Consider the following 21,845-nt stretch of genomic DNA (forward strand, 5'->3'; position numbering starts at 1 on the left):
TTACCTTGGCCACTTTGAAACCGGATTTCCCGGCCCCCTTACTGGACTTCCTTTGTCATCCCTATCCCAATTGTGCGCATGGGGATTTCCTTGACCATGATCATGGTCAGCATCTATGTCAACGCTGGGTCTTCCATCGTCTCCATAGAGCCGCTCCTGACCACTTCCTGGATTTTTAACCCATTCACCTGGTTCACCTTTGTTCGGAGTTTTGGATGGTCTCTGCCCCGCTCCGTCCTCACTCATTATCGGCGCGAATAGATCGTTCCAGCGCTGTTGCAGCTCTTGACCAATTCTCTCCTCGAGAGTTTTCGATTCTGGGCTACGCCCCAACAATCGGTCTATTTGACCTTGAGAAGTCGAATCATTTCCAGGCAGGCCACGTCTATTTGTGGCGCCAATAAGACCTCCAGTGCCTTGAATGGCAGGAATAGGCAATCCAAACTGGTTGTTCTCCAACTCCAACCGCGCAGCCTCATTCACCGCAGCCACTGCTTGCGGGTCCAACGTGGCCGTCAATCCAGCCAGCAGACTGGTCACCAGGTTGATCCGTGCTTCGCGCTCGGCCGGATCCAACTTGTCGGCCGCCGTCCCGAAGGCCTCATCCATCAGCTTGCTAATAGCAATTCCTGCCGATGCCCCGGCAGCGCCACCGCCGCATCCGCTGCTTTTCGCTGCCGCACCTGCGCAACCCAAGAGCGCATGCAATGCAATCTGCCCCGGAGAGCCTTCCCCTCCCAGCATCGGGGAAATCTCCTTGATCTTGGCCGCACCCAGACTTTGCAGATAGTTCACTGCCGCCGCTTGCACGAACTCGCCCGCGCCGCCAGTCACGTTTCCACCAGCCGCCAAGGTGAGGGCCGTCAGCGCTTGCCGATACATGCCGCCCGGCCCCCATTTCTGAGCTTCTTTATATTGCTCGACCAATCGGTCTCTACGCGAGCCCTCCGGGGTGCTATCGATGGCGTCTTTGAGCGCCTTCGCTTCCTTCGCCCGATTCGTCAAAAACTGCCCCACTTGCCGCTGCGCTTCCGACGCAATCTCAAACCCCGCCTCGATCTTCTCCTTGTCAAAAATCGGCTTCAGCGCATTCAACGTATCCGAGGTATCCCGGTTCAACGCCGCGATCGTTTCCGCCGCGGTCATCCCGCTCAGATCCTGCTGCGCAGCCACGTCACGAATCACGACCGTGCCGCCACTGATGGCGCTTTGCGTGGTCGAGTCGCCGCTGCCCTTGGCGCCCACGACGATGGGCGTGCCCATGCCGAAGCCGCTGCTGCCCGTGGCGATGGACGTGGCATGGTCCTTGCTGGCGCCGCCTGCCACCTGGCCGTCCTTGGTGGTCCCCAACCCGGGATCCGCTCCCTTGGATCCGCCGAAGCCGAAGCCCCCGCCTATCGAGACCTGGCCGCCGCTGTACTTGGCGCTGTTCTTGATGCTCTCCGTGATCAGTGTGCCGGTGTCGAGCTTGTTCAGCCCGTCCGCCACGGCCTGGTCGCTGCTGGCGATGACGCTGCCGATCAATGTGGTGTTGTTCTTGACATCGATCTGGAAGCCGCCATCGCCTGCCCGCAAGCCCGTCTGCTCCATGACGGACTTGAAGTTGCTGTTCATCTTGCCGGTGCTGGCGTTGGCCGAGAAACTGCTGGCCCCGGCGCAGAACGGCGGTATGCACAAGCTCAGCCCGAAGCCGGCGCTCTTGTTCTTGGAGTCGTACTTACTGCTGTCCTGCAGGCTTTCCAGCAGCAGGTTGCCGCCCACGGACGCGATGATGCGATCCGCCTCCCCTGTCGCACCCTTGAGCGTGGTGTCCCCACCCGACTGGATCGCCAACACGTTGCCTGCCGTGACATGGCTGTTGGTCCAGCTTTCGTCCTTGCCGTTGGCCGTACCCCGGCCAACCGAGGCGCCCAGTTCCAACGTGAAGCCGTTGCGCTCGCCGCCGGTCGAGAAGCCGATGCCGATGCTGCCGCTGCTGCTCTTGCTTTCGGTCTTCTGTTCGAAGGCGTTGCGCGCGGCCTGCAGCACTACGTCGCCTTCGGCCTTGAGCACCACGTTGTTGCCCGCCGACACATTCGAGCCTGTGACAGTGATGTCCGAGTCCTTGCCCGCGCCTTGCGCAACGATGGTCAGGTCCTTGCCGGCAGTGACGGTCGAACCGTAGGCGTTGGACGAGCTGCGGTCGGTGGTGCTGGTGCTCTTGCTAGTGCCCAGACTGAGCTTGATGCTGACACCGCCTACCTGGTCGATCTTGTTGCTTGAACCAGGCTCGGCCAACTCCGCCGCTTGGGCGGCCAGGGCGGACTTGCGGACGGCGTCGTAGGCGTTGACGCCCGCGATGCCGGTGGTTACCCCGGCGAGACCCTTCATGACGGTGTTGTCCGTCTTGCCTGCCGCATCGGCCATGCGCGCGCCGGTCTGCACGGCACTGACCAAGGGGTTGCTGGCAGTGAGCGTCAACCCGGTCTGCTTGATCTCATGAAACTCCTTCTCGCGCGCGGTATCGAGCGCCGCGGCGATGTTGACCTCCTTGCCGATCAGCGTCATGTCGCCCTGGCGCGCCAGGAGGTTGCTGCCCGTGATGTTCAGCGCTTCACCGGCCTTGATCAGCACATCGCCTTCGACGCTGCCCACCGTGCTGGCGGTGTTGAAGACTTTCTTGCCGTCGATCCAGTCGGTCTGCTTGCTGCTGCCGTAGCTGATGCCGCCCATCGCGCCGAAGCCGGACTTCTTGACCATCTTGTAGTTGTAGCTGTCCTCGGCGTTCTGGCCAGGCAGGATGTTCACGTCGCGTTCAGCGGACATGACCAGGTCCTTCTGCGCGCCGACATTCGACCCCACCACATTCAAATCCCGCCCAGCCATCAACACCGCCGTATCGCCGGTAAAGGTCGACCCCTTGGCCTGTTCCCAGTCGCTGGAGGTGATGGTGTGCGTGGTCTTGGACGACAGGAAGCTCTTGGTCTTGTAGCGGACCTCGTCGTAGGCCGAGCCGGTTTCCACGCCGGCGACCAGGTTGATGTCGCGTCCGGCGCCCACCGCCAGCTGCTTGCCGGCGGTGACTTCGGCCGCGCGCGCATTGACGTCCTGCCCCGCGACCAGCGTGAGGTTGCCTCCCGCAGCGATGGTCGAGCCGACTTCCGAACTGGTGCTCAGGTCGTGGCGGTTGTTCTTCTTCAAGACCAGCGATTCGCCATGACTCTCCGTAAGCGTCTCCAGCGCGATGTCGCGCCCAGCCTGCAGGCGCGCGTCGTCCTTGACCGAGACTTGCGCCGCGGTCAGGGTGATATCGCGGCCGGCCTGCATGTTGAGGCTGCCGGCATCGACACGGGCCACGCCGCTGACGTGCGTGCCCCAGGTGCTGCCGAAGTTCTCGGACGCCGCGGTGGACGTCAGGGCGATGTCGTTCCCCGCCTTCAGGGCGACGTTGTCGCCTTTGATCAGCGATACCAGGTTGGTCAGGTCCTCGCGTGCGGCGAGGTCGACGGTGGAACCCTGGATCAGCCCGCCGCCCTGGTTGACGATGTTGCCGGCGGTCATGACGGTGGCTTCGCGCGCGCCGATGGTGCCGCTGTTGACGATGTCGCCTTCGGCCTCCAGTTTGACGTTGCGGCCGGCCATGAGGGTGCCGTCGCCCTTCAGGTCGCCTTCGCGCACCAGCAGGTAGACCTGCGGGACCAGCACGGTCTCGGTGGTGCCGTCGGGCAGCGTGACGGTCTGTTCGACCAGCCAGACCAGGTCGGTGGTGAGCTGGCGCTGTTGCGCCTCGGTCAGCGCGACGCCGAGCTGGATGCCGTTGTCGCGAGCGAATTGCGCGCCGGCTGCGAGCAGGGCCTTGTACTGGCCGTCGTTGTCGCTGTACTTGTCGAGGAAGCGTTGGCCGGTGGTGGCCAGGATCTGGTCGGACACGAGCTTCTGTTCATAGAAGCCGTCTCCCAGGCGCTTGGGCTGGCCCGAGGGCGTCAGGAACTTGGCGCCTGCGGGTACCAGGGAATCCCAGCTGCCCAGGCGCGCGCCGGACAGGTTCTGGCCGTCGGCCGCGGCGGTGGCGCCACTGGCGGAGAGCGAACCGCCCGTGCCGAGCGCGGCGCCGGCGGGGCCGGATGCGCCTTGCGCGTCCAGGCGCTGGCCGTTCAGGCCGCCGCTGGAGCCGACCGTGGCGCCGGCCTGGCCCGCGTTCGAGACCGAACCCGCGCCGACGCCCGCATTGACCGTGCCGGCCGCGCCGGGCTGGTCGTTGCGTTGGCCTGCCAGGCCGCCGCCCGAGCCGGCGCCGTTGCCGATGGTGGTGCCAGGCAGCGCGCCCGGCTGGCTCAGCAGGTCCAGCAGGTAGTCGCTGGAGACGGTTGGACGCTGGCCGACGAAACGCGGATCGGTGGCGACGACGTAAGGCGCATCCGGCCTGCCGTTGACGGTGTAGAGCTGGCTGTCCGGAATACCGGCAGGATTGGAGACGGTGCGCACCACCGTGCCGCCAGGCAGGCCGACGCTGGCGACCAGCACCGGTCCTGGCGCGGCGCCGCCATTGCTGGCGCCGGGCTTGGAGCCGTTGAGTTGGACGGCGACATTGCCGCCGGACGTGCCGACCGGCAGTTCGATGGGCTGGCCGGCCAGGGTTGCGTTGTAAGCGCTTGAATATTCCTTGCGATCACGCGAACGCGCCTGGGTGACGGTCATGGTCCCTGTGCGCGTGATGGTGCGCTCGCCGCCCGCGCCGATGTTGTTAATGGCGGGACCGTTTACCGAGAGCGTGCCGCCTGCGGCGATCTGGCTCTTGTCGTTGGTGACGGCGCCGGTGAGCGTCATCGCCCCGCCCGACAGGATCTTGCCGGGGTCGGAGGACAGGGTGCGGGTTTCGGTGACCGTCTCTTGCACCCGGTAGTAGGTGAAGGTGCCCACCAGGCGGTTGTTGAAGTCGGCGTTGAACTCGCGGATGCGCGCTTCCAACTCCATGTGCGGCGCCTTGTACGCGGCGTAGGCGTCTTCGTAGGCCTTGCGGCGCGCGTTCTCGGCGGCGCAGCCATCGATGATCGCGCAGTTGTCGTAGAGCGGCGGCACCCAGACCGGCATCGGGCCGGACGGTGGCGTGACACCGAAGACAGCCCAGATACGCTCTCCGGAACCGTAGAGGAACTTCTCCGGCGTGTCCCAGCAAAGATCGGCCGCGTCGCCGCCGCTGCAGCCGACGTCACGCGGGGTATAGGTCGGCGTGATAGGCGACGTCTCGCCACCCCTGCCCTTCTTGCTAGGCGCGTAATCAAACGGCGGCCCATACCGCGACGCCGGATACTTGGTGGACGGCAGCAGGAACATGCGTTCGGGATCGTCGTCCAGCCAGGCCGGATCCTTGCTGCACATCGGCGTCACTTCGTCGCACAGCCAATTGGTCTCGGCGTCGTACATGTCGGTGGTGCCGGCCGGGGTGAAGTACACCTTGGACGTGCTGGACACCTGCACCGTTTCGCTGGTGTAGCGGTCGTTCTGATTGCGGATGGACGCGGCCGAGATGTCGGCATTGCCTGCCGCTTCAATGGTGGCGGAGGCGTTCAGCAGCGAACCGGCCTGGCCGATGGCGCGGCCGGCGGCATCCAGCGCGCCGCCGATGCGCAGGTCGGCGCCCGAGTAGATCAGCGCGTGGTCGCGGTTGATGAGCGATCCCACGCCCAGGTCCATGTTCGCGCGCGATGCGATGACGGCGCCGCCGCCCGCGCCCGCGCCGTTGACCAGGGCGCCTGCCTGGATCGACACGGCATCGCCGTAAATGCGGCCGGTGTTGTCGACGCGGCCCGCGGTGATGCGGGTGGAACCTCCGTCGATGAGGCCGGCGTTGGTCAGGCCCTGCGTCACCGTGATGCGGTTCTGGCCGCCGGCCAGCAATTGGCCGGAGGCCTGGTTGTTCAGCGAGTCCGCCGAGATGCTCAGGTCGCGGCCGGCGCTGATCTTGGCGCGGTTGTCCATCGCGCCGCCGACCGACAGGTTGAGGTCGCGGCCGCTGGAGATGTCGCCCTCCTGGTTCAGCGGGCCCGCATACGTGAACGACAGGTCGCCCGCGGATTGCAGCACGCCCAGCCCTTGCAGCGCCTGCGCGATGACGGTCAGGCTCTTGCCCGCCTGCAGCGTGCCTTGGGTGTTCTTGAGCATGTCCGCGACAATGCGCGCGTTGCCTTGGGAAGCGACTGTGCCGCCCGTGTTGTCCAGTTCCTTGGTGGTAAGGGTCAGGTCCTCGATCGCCTCGATGGAGCCGCCCTGGTTGTTGACGCGGTCGGCCATGATGGAGACGACCTTGCCCAGCACGCCCTTGGGCGGTGTGCCGGCCGCGGTCAGCGTGCCGCTGTTGTCCAGGCTGGCGGCGTTCAGCGTCAGCACATTGTCGGCCTGGATCAGGCCGCCGCGGTTGTCCACCGCGCCCGTGGCCGTGACGGTCAGGTCGCGAGCTGCCAGCGTGCCGTCGCGGTTGACGATGCTTGCGGCTTCGATGCGCGCATCGCCGGCGGCGGCGACCACCCCGCCGGTGTTGTTCAACGCGCCGCTCAGCTTGATCGCGGCATCGCCCGTGGACGTCAGTTTGCCGCCCTGGTTGTGAAGATTGGCGGCGGCGATATCCAGGGCGCCGCCCTGCACGACCGCGTTGCGGCTGTCGATATCACCCGGCGTGGCCAGCGCGACCTTGCCGATGGCGGACAGCTTGCCGCCCGCCAGGTTCAAACTGCCTGCCGACAGGCTCAGATCGCGGCCGGCGAGGCTGGTGCCGCCATGAACGATGGAACCCCCGGTCAATCTGATGCTGCCCGGCTGGCTGAGCGCGCCGTCGGCGCCCACGCCCGCCACGAAGCGGCCAGCATTGGAAAGTTGGCCCAAGGCGGTGGCGATGAGATCGCCGCCAGCCAGCACCGAGCCGGTGTTGTCCAGCGTGGATCCCGCCCACAGCTTGGCATTCGTACCCGCGGACGCGATGCCCGCGTTGAGCAGCGCGCCGCCCGCGCTAAGGTCCAGCGCCGCGCCGGACTGCAAGCGGCCGTCCGCCGTGACGGTGAGTTTGCCGCCGGCGCTAGCGACCAGGTCGCCTGCCTGCGTGGCGGCGATGCCGCCCAGCGTCGCGTCCGTGCCGGCCCGCAAGGTCATGCCTTGTTCCGCGGCGGCCGAGCCGAGCGCGGTAAGCGCGCCCCCCGCCTGCGCGGTCAGCGCGCCCCCTGCCTGCAGGCGCGACGCCGCGCCCAGCGCGATATCGCCGCGCTGCGTGGTAAGCGACAAGTTGCCTTGCAAGGCGGCCACCGTGCCGTCGACCGTGATCTTGTCGCCCGCGGTCAAGGTTTGCGAGCCGCCGGCCAGCATGCGCCCCGCCGCCTGCAGCACGCCTTGCGCGGTGGCGGTCAACGTGCGGCCGGCCTGCGCCAGCCCGGCCGCGCCGACGGTCACGTCGCGGCCCGTCAGCGTCAGAGCGGCATCGGTGGCGGCAGTGCCGTCCACTCGCGCGTCGCGCGCGGCGGCCAGCAGCATGTCGCCCACCGAACTCAGCGCGCCCGTTGCGTACAGGTCGCGATCCGCGCGGGCAGTCAGCGTGCCTGCGGCTTGCAGTTGGCCGTTCTGTTTGACGATGAGATCGCGTCCCGCCGTGATCGAGGCATTGCCCGCCGCGCGTTCGCCCAGGGCGGCAGCAAGGCCGCCCAACAGGACGTCTCCACTTGCGGCGAGCGTCAGGCCGCCGCCCGCGGCAATGACGCCGTCTGATCCCAGGTTGCCGCCTGCGCGGGCGTTCAGCCCGTCGAAGGCCTGCATCCTACCGCCCGCGCCGACGAGCAGGTTTCCGCCCGCGTCGGCCGTCAGGCCGCCTTCCAGCGCCGTGGCGATGCCATCGATGCGGATGTCGCGCTGCGCGCCCAGGACGATGGGCGAACCGGCGGTCACCGTGCCCGTGATGAACAGGTCGCGGCCCGCCTGCGCCTGCAAGCTGCCGCCCGCGGCGCCGGCGCCCGTGGCGGTGCCCGCCGTGCCTGCGATGCGCAAGTCCTGGCCCGCGCCCAGCAGCAGCTTGTTGCTGCCCTGGGCCAGGCCGGCCTGGCCGATGCTCAGGTTTCCGACCGCATCTGCGCGAAGCGTGCCGTTGGCGACGGTCTTGCCGTTCAGTTCGGCGTCCGTGCCCGCCTTCAGCGTAATGTCCTGCTCGCCCGAAATCGTGCCGTTGGCCAGCAGCTTGCCGCCCGTCTGCGCTTGCAGCAGTCCGCCCGCTTGCAGCGCGCTGGCGCCGCCCAGTGTCATGGCGCCGCCGCTCTCCACCGTGAGCGCGCCCGCGTCGGCCAGGACCGTGCCGTCTATCGCCAGATCCTTGTCGATCCGCAGCGTCGCGGCTTGCCCGGCCACCAGCGTGCCCGCCAAGGTGGCGCTGTCGGCCTGCACATCGACCGAGCCATCGGCCTGCAGGCGCGCGTTCGCGCCGGTGGCCAAAGCGCCGCCCGCCTGAAGGGTCAGGTTGCCGGCGGCCAGGTTCTGGCCGTCGAGGCTGATGTTGGCGACCGCGTCCAGGATCAGATCGGCCAGCGAGGAAATCGTGCCAGCCGCCGTCAGCGAACCGCCCGCGCTCGCCTGCAGCGCGCCGCCAGACAGCGCGCGGCTGCCGGCCGCCAGAGCCAGGTCTTCACCCGCTTTCAGGTCCAGGGCGCCGTTGGCGGATGCCGCCGTGCCGGACATATCCAGGCGACCTCCGGCATCCAGGCTTGCGCCCTTGTCGCCGCGCACGACGCCGGCCATCTCCAGGTTGCCCGCAGCCGCAATGCGCGCCTGGTCCGCGGCGTCCAGTTGCGCCGCCGCGCCGATGCGCAGATTGCCCCCGGCGCCAAGATCCAGCGCGCCGTCGGCGCCCAGCTTGCCGTCCACGCGCGCATCGCGCACCGCCTGGAGTTCCGCGCCGGCGGTGGACACCAGAACGCCGCCCAGCGCCAGGTCGCGCCCGGCGTCAGCCTGCACGCCCTTGCCTTGCAGCTGGCTGCCCGCGCCCAGCAGCAGGTCATTGCCGCTCTTGAGCTGCAGCGCTCCGCCATAGGCGAGTGCATTGCCGTCCACGCGCAGGTCGCGCGATGCGTCCAGCGACATGCCGCCTTCGGCCAGCGCCGTGCCGGCGAGGTGCAGATCCTGCCCGGCCGCAAGCGTCATCGAGGCGTCGGATTGCAGGTGCGAGCCGCCTGCCGCCGTCAGCGTCTGGCCTGCCTTCAGGTCCAGGCCGCGCGCCGCGTAGACCTGCCCCGCCACGGCCGCGTTGCGCGCGGCCTGTAGCGTCAGGGCGTCCAGCGAACTGAGCGCGCCCGCCGCGCGGAGATCGCCCAGCGTCGTGACGTTGACCGCGCCCTTGGCCGCGACCCGCGCCATTTCGCCCATCGACAGGTCGCCGCCGGCGTTCAAGCTCAGGCCGCCGGCGCTGGCGGCAAGCGTGCCGTCCACGGACAGCTTGCCCGCGGCGTCGATGTTCATGTCGCCGTTGCCGCGCCAGGCGCCGGCCAGCGTCATGTCCTGGCCGGCCTGGGCGCGCGACGCGCCTTCGACGTCCCATTGCGCCGTCTTGCCCATGACAAGGTCACGCGCGGCAATCAGCGAGGTGTTGCCGGTGGCAGCGGCCTTGCTGTCAATGCGCGCGTCGCGTCCCGCGCTCAGGAGAATGTCGCCACGCGCGGCCATGGCGCCGCCCGCCAGCAGATCGCCCATGGCGCGCGCCTCCACGCCCACGCCCTGCGTGCGGCTGGCGTCGCCCAAGCGCAGGTCCTTGCCCGCGTTCATGGCCAATTGGCCGCCGTAGGCCAGCGCCGCGCCATCCACCTGCAGGTCGCGCCCGGCATCCAGCGTCACGCCCTTGTTGGCTTCCGCCTCGCCGGCCAGGACCAGGTCCTGCCCCGCGCGCAGGGCCACTGCGTCTTCGGATTGCAGACGCGCATCCGCGCCGGCCTGCAACTGTCCTATCGCCTCCAGCAGCAGCGGGCCGCCGGCCAGCAGCTTGCCTGTGACCGTTGCATCGGTTCCCGCTTGCGCCGTTAAGCCGGCTAGCGAGGACACTGTGCCCGCCACGTTCAGCGCGCCCTTCGCGACCATGGACAAGGGGCCGCCGGATTGGGCGCTGCCGCCCACCGTCATGTCGCCGTCCGAGGCCAGGGTCAATGCGCCCGAAGCCGCGCCGGCCGTGCCGCTGAGGTCCAGCGTGCCTCCCGCCCGTAGTTCCGTGCCTTGGTTGCTGAGCAGGCTGCCCGACAGCGCCACGTCGCCGCCGGCTTGCAGGCTGGCGGCGCCCGTCGTTTGCAGTTCGCCCGTGACCTTCGCCGATTCCTGCGCGCGCAGCGTCAGGTCGCCGTCGGCGCCGAGCTTGGCGCCGAACACCGCGTCGCGGCCCGCCGTGAGGCCGGCTGATCCCGCCGCCACCATTTCACCGGCGGTGATGAGGTCGCGCCCGGCTTGGGCCGTGACGCCCTTGCCCTGCGTCTTGCTGACCGCGCCCAGCAGCAGATCGCTGCCGGCGTTCATGGACAAGCCGCCGCCGTAGGCCAGCGCGCTGCCGTCCACGCGCAGCTCGCGTGTGGCGTCGATCGCGATGCCGCCATCGCTCAGGGCAGCGCCCGCGAGGCTGGCGTCCTGGCCCGCGCTCAGCGTCATGTTCTTGGACGATTGCAGCTGCGCCGTCTGTCCCGTGCGCAGGTCCTTGCCTGCCCGCAACGACAAGGCGTCGCCCGACAGCAGCTTGCCGTCCACCGTTGCGCCGCCCACCGATACGAAGGTCAACGCGCCCTGGCCGGCCAGTTCGCCATCCACGCGCAACGCGCCGCCGCTTGCGCCGCTGAGCGCCCCGCCCGCGTATGCCTTGCCCTGCGCGCCCACGGACAGGTCGCCGCCTGCGAGCAAATCGATGGCGCCCGCGACAGACGAAGTTTCTCCGTCCAGCCGCAGCTTGCCGGCGGCGTCGACGCGTATGCCCTGATTGGTGCGCACAGCGCCGGCCAGCGTGGCGTCCTGCCCCGCCTGGATCTGCGCGGAGCGTTCCGCTTCCAGCTGCGCGCCCTGCGCAATGGCCAGATTGCGTCCGCCCTTCAGCGTCACGTCGTTGGTGGCGACCGTCTTGCCGCCGAGCTGCGCATCGCGCCCCGCGGTCAACGCGATATCGCCGCGCGCGGCCATCGCGCCGTCCGCCTGCAGGTCACCGCCCGCGCGCGCCGACACGCCCTCGCCCTGCGTGCGGCTGGCATTGGTCATACGCAGATCCTGGCCCGCATCCATCGACAAGACGCCGCCATAAGCCAGCGCCGCGCCGTCCACGCGCAGGTCGCGGCCCGCGCCCAGCGTCAGGCCGGCATTGGTTTCCGCCACGCCGGCCAGAAGCATGTTTTGGCCGGCGCGCAGCTGCATGGCGCCGTCCGATTGCAGACGCGAGTCCGCGCCCGCCGCCACCTGGCCTATCGCTTCCAGCAGCAGCGGACCGCCGGCCAGCAGTTTGCCGTCGACCGCGGCATCGCGCGCGGCCTGGGCCGTCAATCCGGCCAGCGAGGAGACCGTACCCGCCACGTTCAGCGCGCCCTGCGTGCTCAACCTGACCGGGCCGCCTGCCTGCGCGCTGCCGCTGACCGACAGGTCGCCGCCGGAAGCCAGCGTCAGTTCACCCGCTGCCGCGCCCACCGCACCGCTGATGGCGAGCGGACCCGCCGCGCGCATGTCCACGCCCTGATTACCGCTCAGGCTACCCGCAAGCGAAATGCCTGCTCCGGACTGCAGCCGCGCGCGACCCAGCGCTTCCACCTGTCCGGTGACAGCCGTGGCGCCTTGCGCGCTCAGGGCCAGATCGCCGCGCGCCAGCACGCGGGCGTCCACCGCGGCCTCGCGTCCGGCCTTCAGTTCAGCGGCCGTCTCCGACACCAGTTCGCCATCGGCCCGCAGATCGCGCGCCGCATCGATTCCAACACGCTTGCCCTGCGCCTTGCTGGCCGCGCCCATGCGCAGATCGCCGCCGCTCTTCAGGTCCAGCGCGCCGCCATAAGCCAGCGCGCTGCCGTCCAGGCGCAGGTCGCGCGTGGATTCGACCAACATCGCGCCATCGGTCAGGGCCGCGCCGGCCAGCGTAACGCCTGAACCCGCGCGTATCGTCATGCCGCCCGCGGACTGCAACTGTGCGCCGGCCTCCGACACCGCGTCCGCGCCCGCCTGCGCCTGCAACACGCCGGACGCATACACCTGGCGCGACAACAGCATGTCGCGTCCCGCCTGCAACGTGACGCCTTCCTTCGCGGAAACCACGCCGCCCGCCGTGGAAACACCGCCGCTCGGTTCGCCCGGCGCGGCCGGGTCGGGAGTCTTGCCGGGTTCGCCGCCGGTGGCCGATCCAGATCCAGATCCAGTCCCCGACCCGGAGCCGGAACCCGAACCATTGCCGGTTCCCGCACCGGCGCCGGTCCCGCCACCCGTGCTCCCGCCTTGCCCCGGCTGCGGTGCGACCGTCCGGCCCGCCACCTTCAGGTTGCGTCCGGCTTGCGCACGCACGTCCTGGTCCGAAGTCAGCAGGTCTCCCGACAAGGAGATATCCTTGCCCGCCGCCACGCGCAGGGCGCCTTGCGTGCGCAGGCTGCCCTGCGCGCCGACAGCCACGTCGCCGCCAGCATCGAGCGTCAAGGCGCCACCGGCGCCGGCCGCGCCCTGCACGGAAACGTCGCGCGCAGCCACAAGCGCCGCACTGCCGCCGGCCTGTGCCGCGCCTTGGACGGCCAGATCGCGGCCGCTGTCCACACGCAGATTGCCCGCTGCCTGCGCGGTGCCGCGCGGCGCAATGCGGACGTCGCCCGCGGCCGTAACCTGCAGGTCGCCGGTCAGCGCCACCAGGTTGCCGCCGATGTTCACGCCCACGCCAGCCTCGGTGCCGATCAGGCGCACGCTGTTGGCATACATGCCGCCCAGCGCCGCGGTATCCAGCGCCACCTCGGGCGCCGCGCCTTCGCCCGCCTGGGCGGACACGGCTCCCGTGGCGTAGTCGACGCGCGCCGCGCCTGCGGTCACGTTGAGCTTGTCGGCCCATACGTCCGCGTTGATCTCCAGCGTGCGCGCCAGCAGGTCCACCTGGCTGAGGTTGGAGCCGTTCAAGCCGGCGCCTTCGACGCGGATCTTGCCCGAGGCAATATCGAAGCCGATGCTGCCGTCCGGTCCGACCTGGGGCTTGCCCGTGGTCAAGGTGGCGCGGTCCGCGTTCAAAAAACCGCAGCCGTTGCAGGTGATGCCCGCCGGGTTGGCGACGATCACGTTGGCGCGGTTGCCGGCCACCTCCATCGTGCCCAGCAGTTGCGACGGGTTGGGCGCGGTGACCTGGTTGAGAATGGTGCTGGCGCGCTGATTGCCCAGCATGGGGTTGCCGCCGACCTGCCCCGCCAGTTGGGTCTGGCTGGCGCCGCCGCTGTTGTTGAGCACCGCGCCGGACGGGCCGACGTTGAATTGCGTGTAGCGGTTGTTGGACACGCCGCCCGCCGACGGCGGCGCGATGTTGATGACCGGCACGCCGTTGCTGACGCCGACGGAGGGCTTCGCTCCCGCCACGCTCTTGTCCACCGAGATCGGCAAGGTCTGCGCCAATACTGGCGACCAGACCTGGGTGAAGACGACGGACCAGACTATGAGGGAGCGAAGCTTGGACATCATGCGTATCCGGTGGGACTAAGGATGGACTGCGGTTTCGCGGCGCAAGGCCGCCGGATCAGAACTCGAACATCAGCACCGCCGCGAACACGGTCGAGGCGGTTTTCAGGGACTCGGGCTTTTTCAGCGGCCAGCCGGCAGACAGGTCATAGCTGGCGTTGACATAGGGCATGGCGAGCCGTCCGCGCAGCCCGGCCACGGCGCCGACCAATGTGCGGCCGGACAGCGACGCCGCCGACGGGCCGCCCACCCGGCCCACGTCCAGGCCCGTGTACAACTGGTGGCCAGGCACGCGCAGCAGCTTGTCCAGGCCCAGCGACAAGTCGTTGCGCAAGGTCCAGCCGTCCTCGGCGGCCAGCGTCATCTGGCCGTCGAAACCCCGCACCGCATAGCGGTTGCCGATGGTGAAGTAGTCGGACGGCACGATGGGGGTCTTGGCGTGCTGGATCTGCCAATTCAGCTGGTAAGCCCAAGGCTGCTCCGCCAATTCGAACGGCAGATACAGGCCCGCATTGGCCGACACTATGGTGCTGCGCCCGTTCCAATCCGGATCGCCATAGACGTAGCCCGGCCGGTCGGACAGCCCGGTCAGCGTGCCGCGCACGCCCCCGCCGACGTCCAGCGCGGCGCGGCCCAGATAGTGGCGATGCCCCAGGTTGAACTCGTAACCGGTGACGTCGCGCCGCTGCACCTCGATGTCCACGTCGTTGAGCGTGCTGGTGGTGCGCTTGCGCAGCAGGGTCAGCGATGCCGTGCCCTTGTAGGCGGCGCTGCGATACGGCACCACCGAGACGCCTGCCTGCACCTGCTTGGTGGTGCCGCCGTAGATGATGGGTTCATCGAAGCCGGCCACGGTCTGCCGGTAGGTGGATTTGCTGGCGCCGGCGAAGAAGGTCCAGTAGCCGAAAGGAATGCTGTAGTTCAGGGAGGCGGCGCGCGTGTTCGACTCGGCGTCGCGCCAGCGCGCATTGCTGTTCCACGACACCGACAGCTGGTCGTACAGGAACAGGGGCGAGTCCAGGGTCAGGCCGGCGTTGACCTGGTACTTGCCGATGGCGTCCATGCCGGCGTTGTCGCCGCCGATGTACCCATGCCAGCGCTTGCCGGTGCCGGGACGGATGAGGATGTCGGAATCGCCCAGCTCCGGCCCGGGCGCGACGTCGATGGACGCGTCGGCCTGGCTGCCCAGCCTGCGGATGTTTTCCAGCGCCTGGTCCAGGTCGCGCTGGTTCACCTCACCGCCCGGCCCCGTGGGCAAGGCCGTGCGCCACCAGCCGATGGCGCCCTCGCCCTTGACGGCGGATATGCGGCCCGGCAGGTAGCGCAGCGTCAGCGTGCCCGCGGCCAGGGATTGTTCCGGCACGACCACTCGCGCGGTGACGAGTCCGCGATCGATCAGCAGGCCGATCAGATGTTCCTGCAAGGCCCGCAACCCCAGGCCGCCCACGCAATGGCCAATGACGGCGTCGGCTGCCCGCGCCAGCGATTCGGCAGGCTGCGCTCCGTCCCAAACCACTTCCTTCAGGGCAAAGCAAGGCGTTTCGACCGGCAGGACCAGGCCGCCGGCTACCGGCGCGGCGGGCGACAGCACGTCCGGCCGTTCGGCCGCTCGGGCGCGCTGCGCCCCAAGTTCCTGCTCTTGGCGACGTTCGATTTCGGTGGCGCGCACTGCTGCCTCGGGCAGAGATTGCGCGCCGGATCCAGCCGGGAAAAAGCCAGCCGCCAACATGCCCGCGGCCATGCGCAGGCGCCAATAGTGATTCATGCCGGTATGGCGCCTGCGGACGTGCGCGGCGCTCCTTGTTATCGCTTTGTGAAACCAAATGTTTTCCGAGTTTGCCTTAAAGCACAATTAATAACAATAAATATCTGAATGTATAAGCTCATAAATTAACGGAATTGGTGGAACTTAGAGCATAAAGAAGCGCAAATTGATGCGTTAATGCCATAGTTCCGCAGCCCGGAACTATCACGATCGCAGCAGGAGCGATTTGATGTGAAACAAATCGCAAGCAGCTCGAAGCCCGCGAGCCGGCAGTGTTTTTTTACGCGGACACGCGTCGCGGGCAAATAGGAGAAGTCCGAGATCTGGCGGCAAAACCTAGGACCGGCCGCTTGCACACGGGTTATCCCCGATACGGACATATCAACAAATCGTCAATAATTCGCCAACGTTTTATCGCCGATCCGTCCCCTTCCCCCTGCCAGCCCATGTCTGTATCCGTCCGGGACGCCATTGTTTCCTCCTCCCATCTGGCCTCTTCAGCCCCCGAGCTTTCCGAAGTCGAATTCGGCCTGATCATCGCCTCGCACGCGTTCAACCGCTGGATGGTGCGCTGCATGGCCTGCGCCGGACTGCCCGAGCTGACCTCGCTGGACATCCTGGTGCTCAACCACGTGTTCCACCGCGGCCGGGGCAAGAAATTGGCGGACATCTGCTTCACGCTCAACGTCGAAGACACCCACCTGGTGAATTACTCGTTGAAGAAGCTGGAGCGCCTGGGCGTGGTGCAAAGCGCCAAGACGGGCAAGGAAGTGATCTACACGGCGACCGACGCTGGCGCGGCCGCCATCCAGCGCTACGCTGAAGTGCGCGAGCAATGCCTCGTCAAACCCTTCATCGACTCCCCCACGGCGGACGACGCCAGCCATCAGCTGGCCAACACCCTGCGCGCCCTCTCGGGCCTGTACGACCAGGCCGCCCGCGCCGCCACCTCCCTGTGAGAATCCACGTTGTCTAGCACCACCGCATCTTCTTCCGCTCCGCTGCTGTCCGTGCGCGGCGTGTCGGTCGACTTCAATACCGAAAATGGCGTGTTCCGCGCCGTCGACAACCTGGATTTCGAGGTGCGCCCCGGCAGGACGCTGGCCATCGTCGGCGAGTCGGGCTCGGGCAAGTCGGTCACGTCCATGGCCATCATGCGCCTGACCGACTACACCAGCGGCCGCATCGCCACGGGACAGATCCTGTTCCGCGACGACTCCGACCGCGAGATCGACCTGACCGCGGCCTCCGATGAGGACATGCGCGCCATCCGCGGCAACGACATCGCGATGATCTTCCAGGAACCGATGACCTCGCTGAACCCAGTGTTCACCGTCGGCGACCAGATCGTCGAGGCCATCATGCTGCACCAGCAGCTGTCGCGCTCGGCCGCGCGCCTGGCGGCGCGCAAACTGCTGGAGAAGGTGCGCCTGCCGGACGCCGAACAGATGCTGGACCGCTACCCGCACCAGCTGTCGGGCGGCATGCGCCAGCGCGTGATGATCGCGATGGCGCTGTCGTGCCAGCCGCGCCTGCTGATCGCCGACGAGCCGACCACCGCGCTGGACGTCACCATCCAGGCGCAGATCCTGAACACCATCCGCGAACTGCAGCGCGACCTGGGCACCGCGGTGATCTTCATCACGCACGACATGGGCGTGGTCGCGGAAATGGCCGACGACGTGGTCGTGATGCTGCGCGGCAAGAAGGTCGAGCAAGGCACCGTGGACGAGATCTTCAACGCGCCCAAGCATCCCTATACCCGCGCGCTGCTGGCGGCGGTGCCGCGCCTGGGCAGCCTGACCGGCCGCGACCTGCCGCTGCGCACGCCGCAGACCGTGCTGGAAGGCGACACGCTGCGCGAAGTGGGCGAGACGCGCGAGCAGGACACCGCGCGCTACGACGAGCCCGTGCTGCGCGTGGAAAAACTGACCACCCGCTTCGACGTGGGCCACAACTTCTTCGGCCGGGTCACGCACCGCGTGCACGCCGTCGAGGAAGTGAGCTTCGACGTCTATCCCGGCGAAACGCTGGCGCTGGTGGGCGAGTCCGGCAGCGGCAAGTCCACCATCGGCAAAACCTTGCAGCAGCTGGTGGCGCCGACCTCGGGTGCCGTACGCTACAACGGCCAGGACATTTTCTCGATGGACAGCGCCGGCCGCCAGCGCCTGCGCCAGGAGATCCAGTACATCTTCCAGGATCCCTACGCCTCGCTGGATCCGCGCAAGACGGTGGCGTTCAGCATCGCCGAGCCGATCCGCACGCACGGCCTGTTGACCAGCGAAGACGCCATCGCCCGCCGCATCGGCGAACTGCTGGAGCAGGTCGGCCTGAAGCCCGAACACGCCAAGCGCTACCCGCATGAATTCTCGGGCGGGCAGCGCCAGCGCGTTTGCATTGCGCGCGCACTGGCCAGCAATCCCAAACTGATCATCGCGGACGAATCCGTGTCGGCGCTGGACGTGTCGATCCAGGCGCAGATCCTGAACCTGCTGATGGATCTGCAGAAGGACCGCGGCCTGTCCTATCTGTTCATCACGCACGACATGGCGGTGGTGGAGAAAGTCAGCCACCGCGTCGCGGTCCTGTACCTGGGCCAGATCGTCGAACTCGGCACCCGCCGCCAGATTTTCGAATCGCCGCAACACGCGTACACGAAGAAGCTGCTGGCCGCCGTGCCGGTGGCCGAACCCGGCCGCCACATCGACACCTCGCTGATCGAAGGCGAGATCCCCAGCCCGGTGCGGCGCGTCGGCGACGAGCCCGCCATCATTCCCCTGGTTGAATTCGCGCCCGGCCACCAGGTGGCCCGCGCGGCTTGAGCCGCAACCCCTTTTTCACGTCGGCCCGCCCGGCTTCCCGTTCCTGGAGTTGAACATGCTCTCCCTACGCAAAACCTACACCGCCACCGCCCTGGCCCTGGCGCTGGGCGGCGCGCTGCCCGCCGTCTTCGTGACCGCTCACGCCGCCGGCACGCTCAATGTCGCCATCAACCAGGACCCGGGCAGCTGGGACCCGATCGACACCTTCGTGACCTTCTGGGGTTCGGTGGGCAGCAACCTGTATGACGGCCTGACCATGCGCGGCGCCGACCTGAAGCTGCAGCCGGGCCTGGCCACCAGCTGGGAATACCTGGACGACAACAAGCGCCTGCGCTTCAAGCTGCGCGAAGGCGTCAAGTTCCACAACGGCGAACCCTTCAACGCCGAAGCCGTGAAGTTCACCTTCGAGCGCCTCCTGGGCGCGGAAGGCGCCAAGGGCCCGCAGAAGTCCAACTACGACTCGATCGGCGAGATCAAGGTGGTGGACGAATACACCGTGGACTTCATCCTGAAGCAGCCCGATCCCGTCCTGCTGACCAAGCTGGCCGGCTATGGCGCCATGATCGTGCCGCCCAAATACATCAAGGAAAAGGGCGAAGACAACTTCAACACCAACCCGGTCGGCACCGGCCCGTTCAAGTTCGAAAGCTACCAGCCCAAGGTCAACGTGACGCTGGCGCGCAACGACGACTACTGGGGCGGCAAGCCCAAGCTGGACAAGGTGGTCTACCGCTTCATCGGCGAGCCGGGCACGCAAGTCGCCGAACTGCAGGCCGGCCGCATCGACGTCGCCACCCTGATTCCGCTGGGCCTGATCGAAACCGTGAAGAAGTCCGGCAACGCCGACGTCATCTCCACCGGCGGCCCGGTCGCTTTCGCGCTGCGCTACAACACCAAGAGCGGCATCACGCAGAACCGCGACGTGCGCCGCGCCCTGATCATGGCCGTGGACCGCGACGCCATCGTCAAGCAGCTGCTGCTGGGCCAGGCCAAGACCATCGCCAGCTTCCAGGGGCCGCAGTCCTTCGGCTACAACCCCGAGCAGAAGCCCCTGCCCTTCAACCCAGCCGAAGCCAAGAAGCTGCTGGCCGCCGCCGGCGTGAAGCCGGGCGCCACCGTGCAGATCGACGTGCGCGGCAGCGATTCGAACTTCCGCGAAGTGGCCCAGGCCGTCTCGGGCTACCTGCAAGGCGTGGGCGTGCGCGCCACGATCAAGCCGTATGAAACCGGCGTGCTGCTCAACGACATCATCCCCGGCGGCAAGACCGGCGAAATGTGGCAGAACCAGTGGGGCGGCTGGACCTACGACTACGACAACACGGCCTACCTGATGTACCACACGGGCCAGAAGTGGAACCCGTACGACAACGACGCCAAGCTCAACGGCATGCTGGAAGCGCAGCGCACGGTCTACGACGTGAAGAAGCGCGAAGCCATGCTGCAGGAGATCGCCGGCTACGTGGCCGACCAGGCGCTGGAAATGCCGCTGTACAGCCTGAACACGATCGTCGGGGTGAACAAGCGCGTGAAGGATCTGGAAGTGCCGGGCGACATCCGCTTCCGTTTCCTGAACGCTTCTGTGGACTGACGCCCCCCCCCCGAAGCGCTGCGCGCTTCCCCCCAGGGGGCATGCCTGCGGACCGGCAGAGCCCGGATCCGCGGCATCCCGCTGGGGGAGGACTGGTTGCTCATGGTGCGATGGCGCTATGAACAACCGGCACTTTTTTTGGAATGCTTTTGGCGCTGCCTTGAGGCATTAACCTTACCGACCCGTCCCGGCGCAAGCCGGGGCGGCGACTTATGACCGGATTTCTCATCAAACGCGTGTTGCAGGCCGTCTTCGTGATCGTGGCCGTGACGCTGCTCGTCTCCTATGCCGTGCGCCTGACCGGCGACCCCGCGCTGATGCTCAGCCAGGGTTCGGGCAGCGTCACAGAGCAGGACCTGGCCAATATCCGCCAGGCGCTGGGCCTGAACCGCCCGTTCTACGAGCAGTACCTGTCCTATATGCAGGGGCTGCTGCATGGCGATTTCGGCCGCAGCTTCATGGGCGGCACGTCGGTCGCCAAGCTTATCGGCGATGCGCTGCCCGCCACGCTGATGCTGGCCTTCACCTCGCTGCTGGCGTCGATCCTGATCTCGCTGCCGCTGGGCATCCAGGCCGCGATCAAGCGTGGCAAGACCACGGACCAGGCGATCCGCATCCTGTCGCTGGTGGGACTGTCCTTTCCCAATTTCTGGCTGGCGCTGATGCTGGTGCTGCTGCTGTCGATCACCTTCCCGCTGCTGCCGCCGTCCGGCTGGAGCGGGCCCGCCAGCCTGGTGCTGCCGTCGCTGACGATGGCCATCATCCTCAGCGCCACCAATATCCGCCTGGTGCGCACCACCATGCTGGAAACGCTGTCGGCGCAATACATCATGGTGGCGCGCAGCAAAGGCCTGAAGGAACGCGTGGTGCTGTACAAGCACGCGCTGCGCAACTGCGCGATTCCGCTCATCACCTACCTGGGCCTGCAATTCGGCGGCCTGATCGGCGGCATCGTGGTCATCGAAATGGTCTTCAACTGGCCCGGCCTGGGTACGCTGGCGTTCGACGCCATCTCCGGCCGCGACTACCCGGTGCTGCAGGGCACGGTCACCGTGCTGGCCTCCGTCATCGTCCTGGTCAACCTGATCGTCGACATCGCCTACGGCATCGTCGACCCCCGCATCCGCACGCGCTGAGCCTTATGCAGACTACTACCCCCACCGCCGCCGCCCCCAAGGCGGCCAAGCCCCGCAGCCGCTACCGCTCGCTGGAATTCGTGCTGGGCGCGCTGCTGACCGGCACCATGATCGTGCTGGTGCTGACCTCCGGCTGGCTGTTCCCCGACGGCGGCGAAGCCATGGACCTGGCCGCCCGCCTGATGGCGCCCTTCACCTCGGCGGCCCACCCCTTCGGCACCGACCCGCTGGGCCGCGACGTGCTGGCCCGCGTCATCGTCGGCGGCAAGATCTCGCTGACGGTGGGCTTCGCCTCGGTCGTTGGCGGCGCGCTGCTGGGCATCATCATGGGCCTGATCGCCGGCTACTACCGCGGATTCTGGGACATGATCGTCATGCGCTTTGCCGATGTGCAGCTGGCGCTGCCGTTCATCCTGGTGGCCATCACCTTCATCGCCATCCTGGGCGGCGGGCTGTTCAACGTCATCTTCTTCATGATCGTGTCGCAGTGGGTGCAGTATGCGCGCCTGGTGCGCGCCCAGGTCCTGGCCCTGCGCGAGCGCGAGTTCGTGCTGGCCGCCCGCGCCTTCGGCGTGCGCGACCTGGCCATGATCCGCCACCACATCGTGCCCAACCTGCTGGGGCCGCTGGTCATCCTGATGACGCTGAACGTCGCCAACAACATCCTGCTGGAAAGCAGCCTGACCTTCCTCGGCCTGGGCGTGGATCCCATGATCCCGAGCTGGGGCGGTATGCTTGCCGACGGCCGCACGTATATGCAGACGGCCTGGTGGGTCAGCGTCTTTCCGGGCCTGGCCATCATGCTGACGGTGCTGGGCCTGAACCTGCTGGGCGACTGGCTGCGCGACCGCCTGGACCCGACCGGCAAGGTCTGAAGCCGCCCCGGTCCGCCT

Annotated in this window: 7 protein-coding genes; 5 read left to right on the plus strand and 2 right to left on the minus strand. The window is 67.8% G+C overall.

Features of this window, described 5'->3' with window-relative positions; genetic code table 11:
• Together NGK62_RS30220 and NGK62_RS30225 are read right to left on the minus strand one after the other, a co-directional pair.
• The gene (locus NGK62_RS30220; RefSeq protein WP_251881793.1) at positions 1 to 13,644 is read right to left on the minus strand and encodes a hemagglutinin repeat-containing protein; all 13,644 of its coding nucleotides are present in this window, start codon (positions 13,642 to 13,644) and stop codon (positions 1 to 3) included.
• Between the two features lie 55 nt (positions 13,645 to 13,699).
• A complete protein-coding gene (locus NGK62_RS30225; protein ID WP_251881794.1) occupies positions 13,700 to 15,406 on the minus strand; it encodes a ShlB/FhaC/HecB family hemolysin secretion/activation protein in 1,707 nt (568 codons plus the stop codon).
• Between the two features lie 446 nt (positions 15,407 to 15,852).
• Here NGK62_RS30225 and NGK62_RS30230 point away from each other — a divergent pair, with 446 nt between their 5' ends.
• The 5 genes from NGK62_RS30230 to NGK62_RS30250 all read left to right on the plus strand — a co-directional run bounded on the left by NGK62_RS30230 (position 15,853) and on the right by NGK62_RS30250 (position 21,827).
• Complete coding sequence (locus NGK62_RS30230; RefSeq protein WP_251881795.1) at positions 15,853 to 16,365, plus strand: winged helix DNA-binding protein; 513 nt, start codon at positions 15,853 to 15,855, stop codon at positions 16,363 to 16,365.
• Between the two features lie 9 nt (positions 16,366 to 16,374).
• Entirely contained in the window at positions 16,375 to 18,228 is a 1,854-nt protein-coding gene (locus tag NGK62_RS30235; RefSeq protein WP_059372713.1) for an ABC transporter ATP-binding protein, read from the plus strand.
• A 55-nt stretch (positions 18,229 to 18,283) separates the two neighbouring features.
• Positions 18,284 to 19,816, plus strand: coding sequence for an ABC transporter substrate-binding protein (locus NGK62_RS30240; protein ID WP_251881796.1), 1,533 nt, complete (start codon positions 18,284 to 18,286; stop codon positions 19,814 to 19,816).
• Between the two features lie 212 nt (positions 19,817 to 20,028).
• Entirely contained in the window at positions 20,029 to 20,952 is a 924-nt protein-coding gene (locus NGK62_RS30245; RefSeq protein WP_054452620.1) for an ABC transporter permease, read from the plus strand.
• 5 nt (positions 20,953 to 20,957) lie between these two features.
• Positions 20,958 to 21,827, plus strand: coding sequence for an ABC transporter permease (locus NGK62_RS30250; RefSeq protein ID WP_251881797.1), 870 nt, complete (start codon positions 20,958 to 20,960; stop codon positions 21,825 to 21,827).
• Positions 21,828 to 21,845 lie beyond the last annotated feature (18 nt).

This window comes from Achromobacter sp. Marseille-Q4954 (assembly GCF_943737025.1).
GTDB lineage: Bacteria > Pseudomonadota > Gammaproteobacteria > Burkholderiales > Burkholderiaceae_B > Achromobacter > Achromobacter bronchisepticus_A.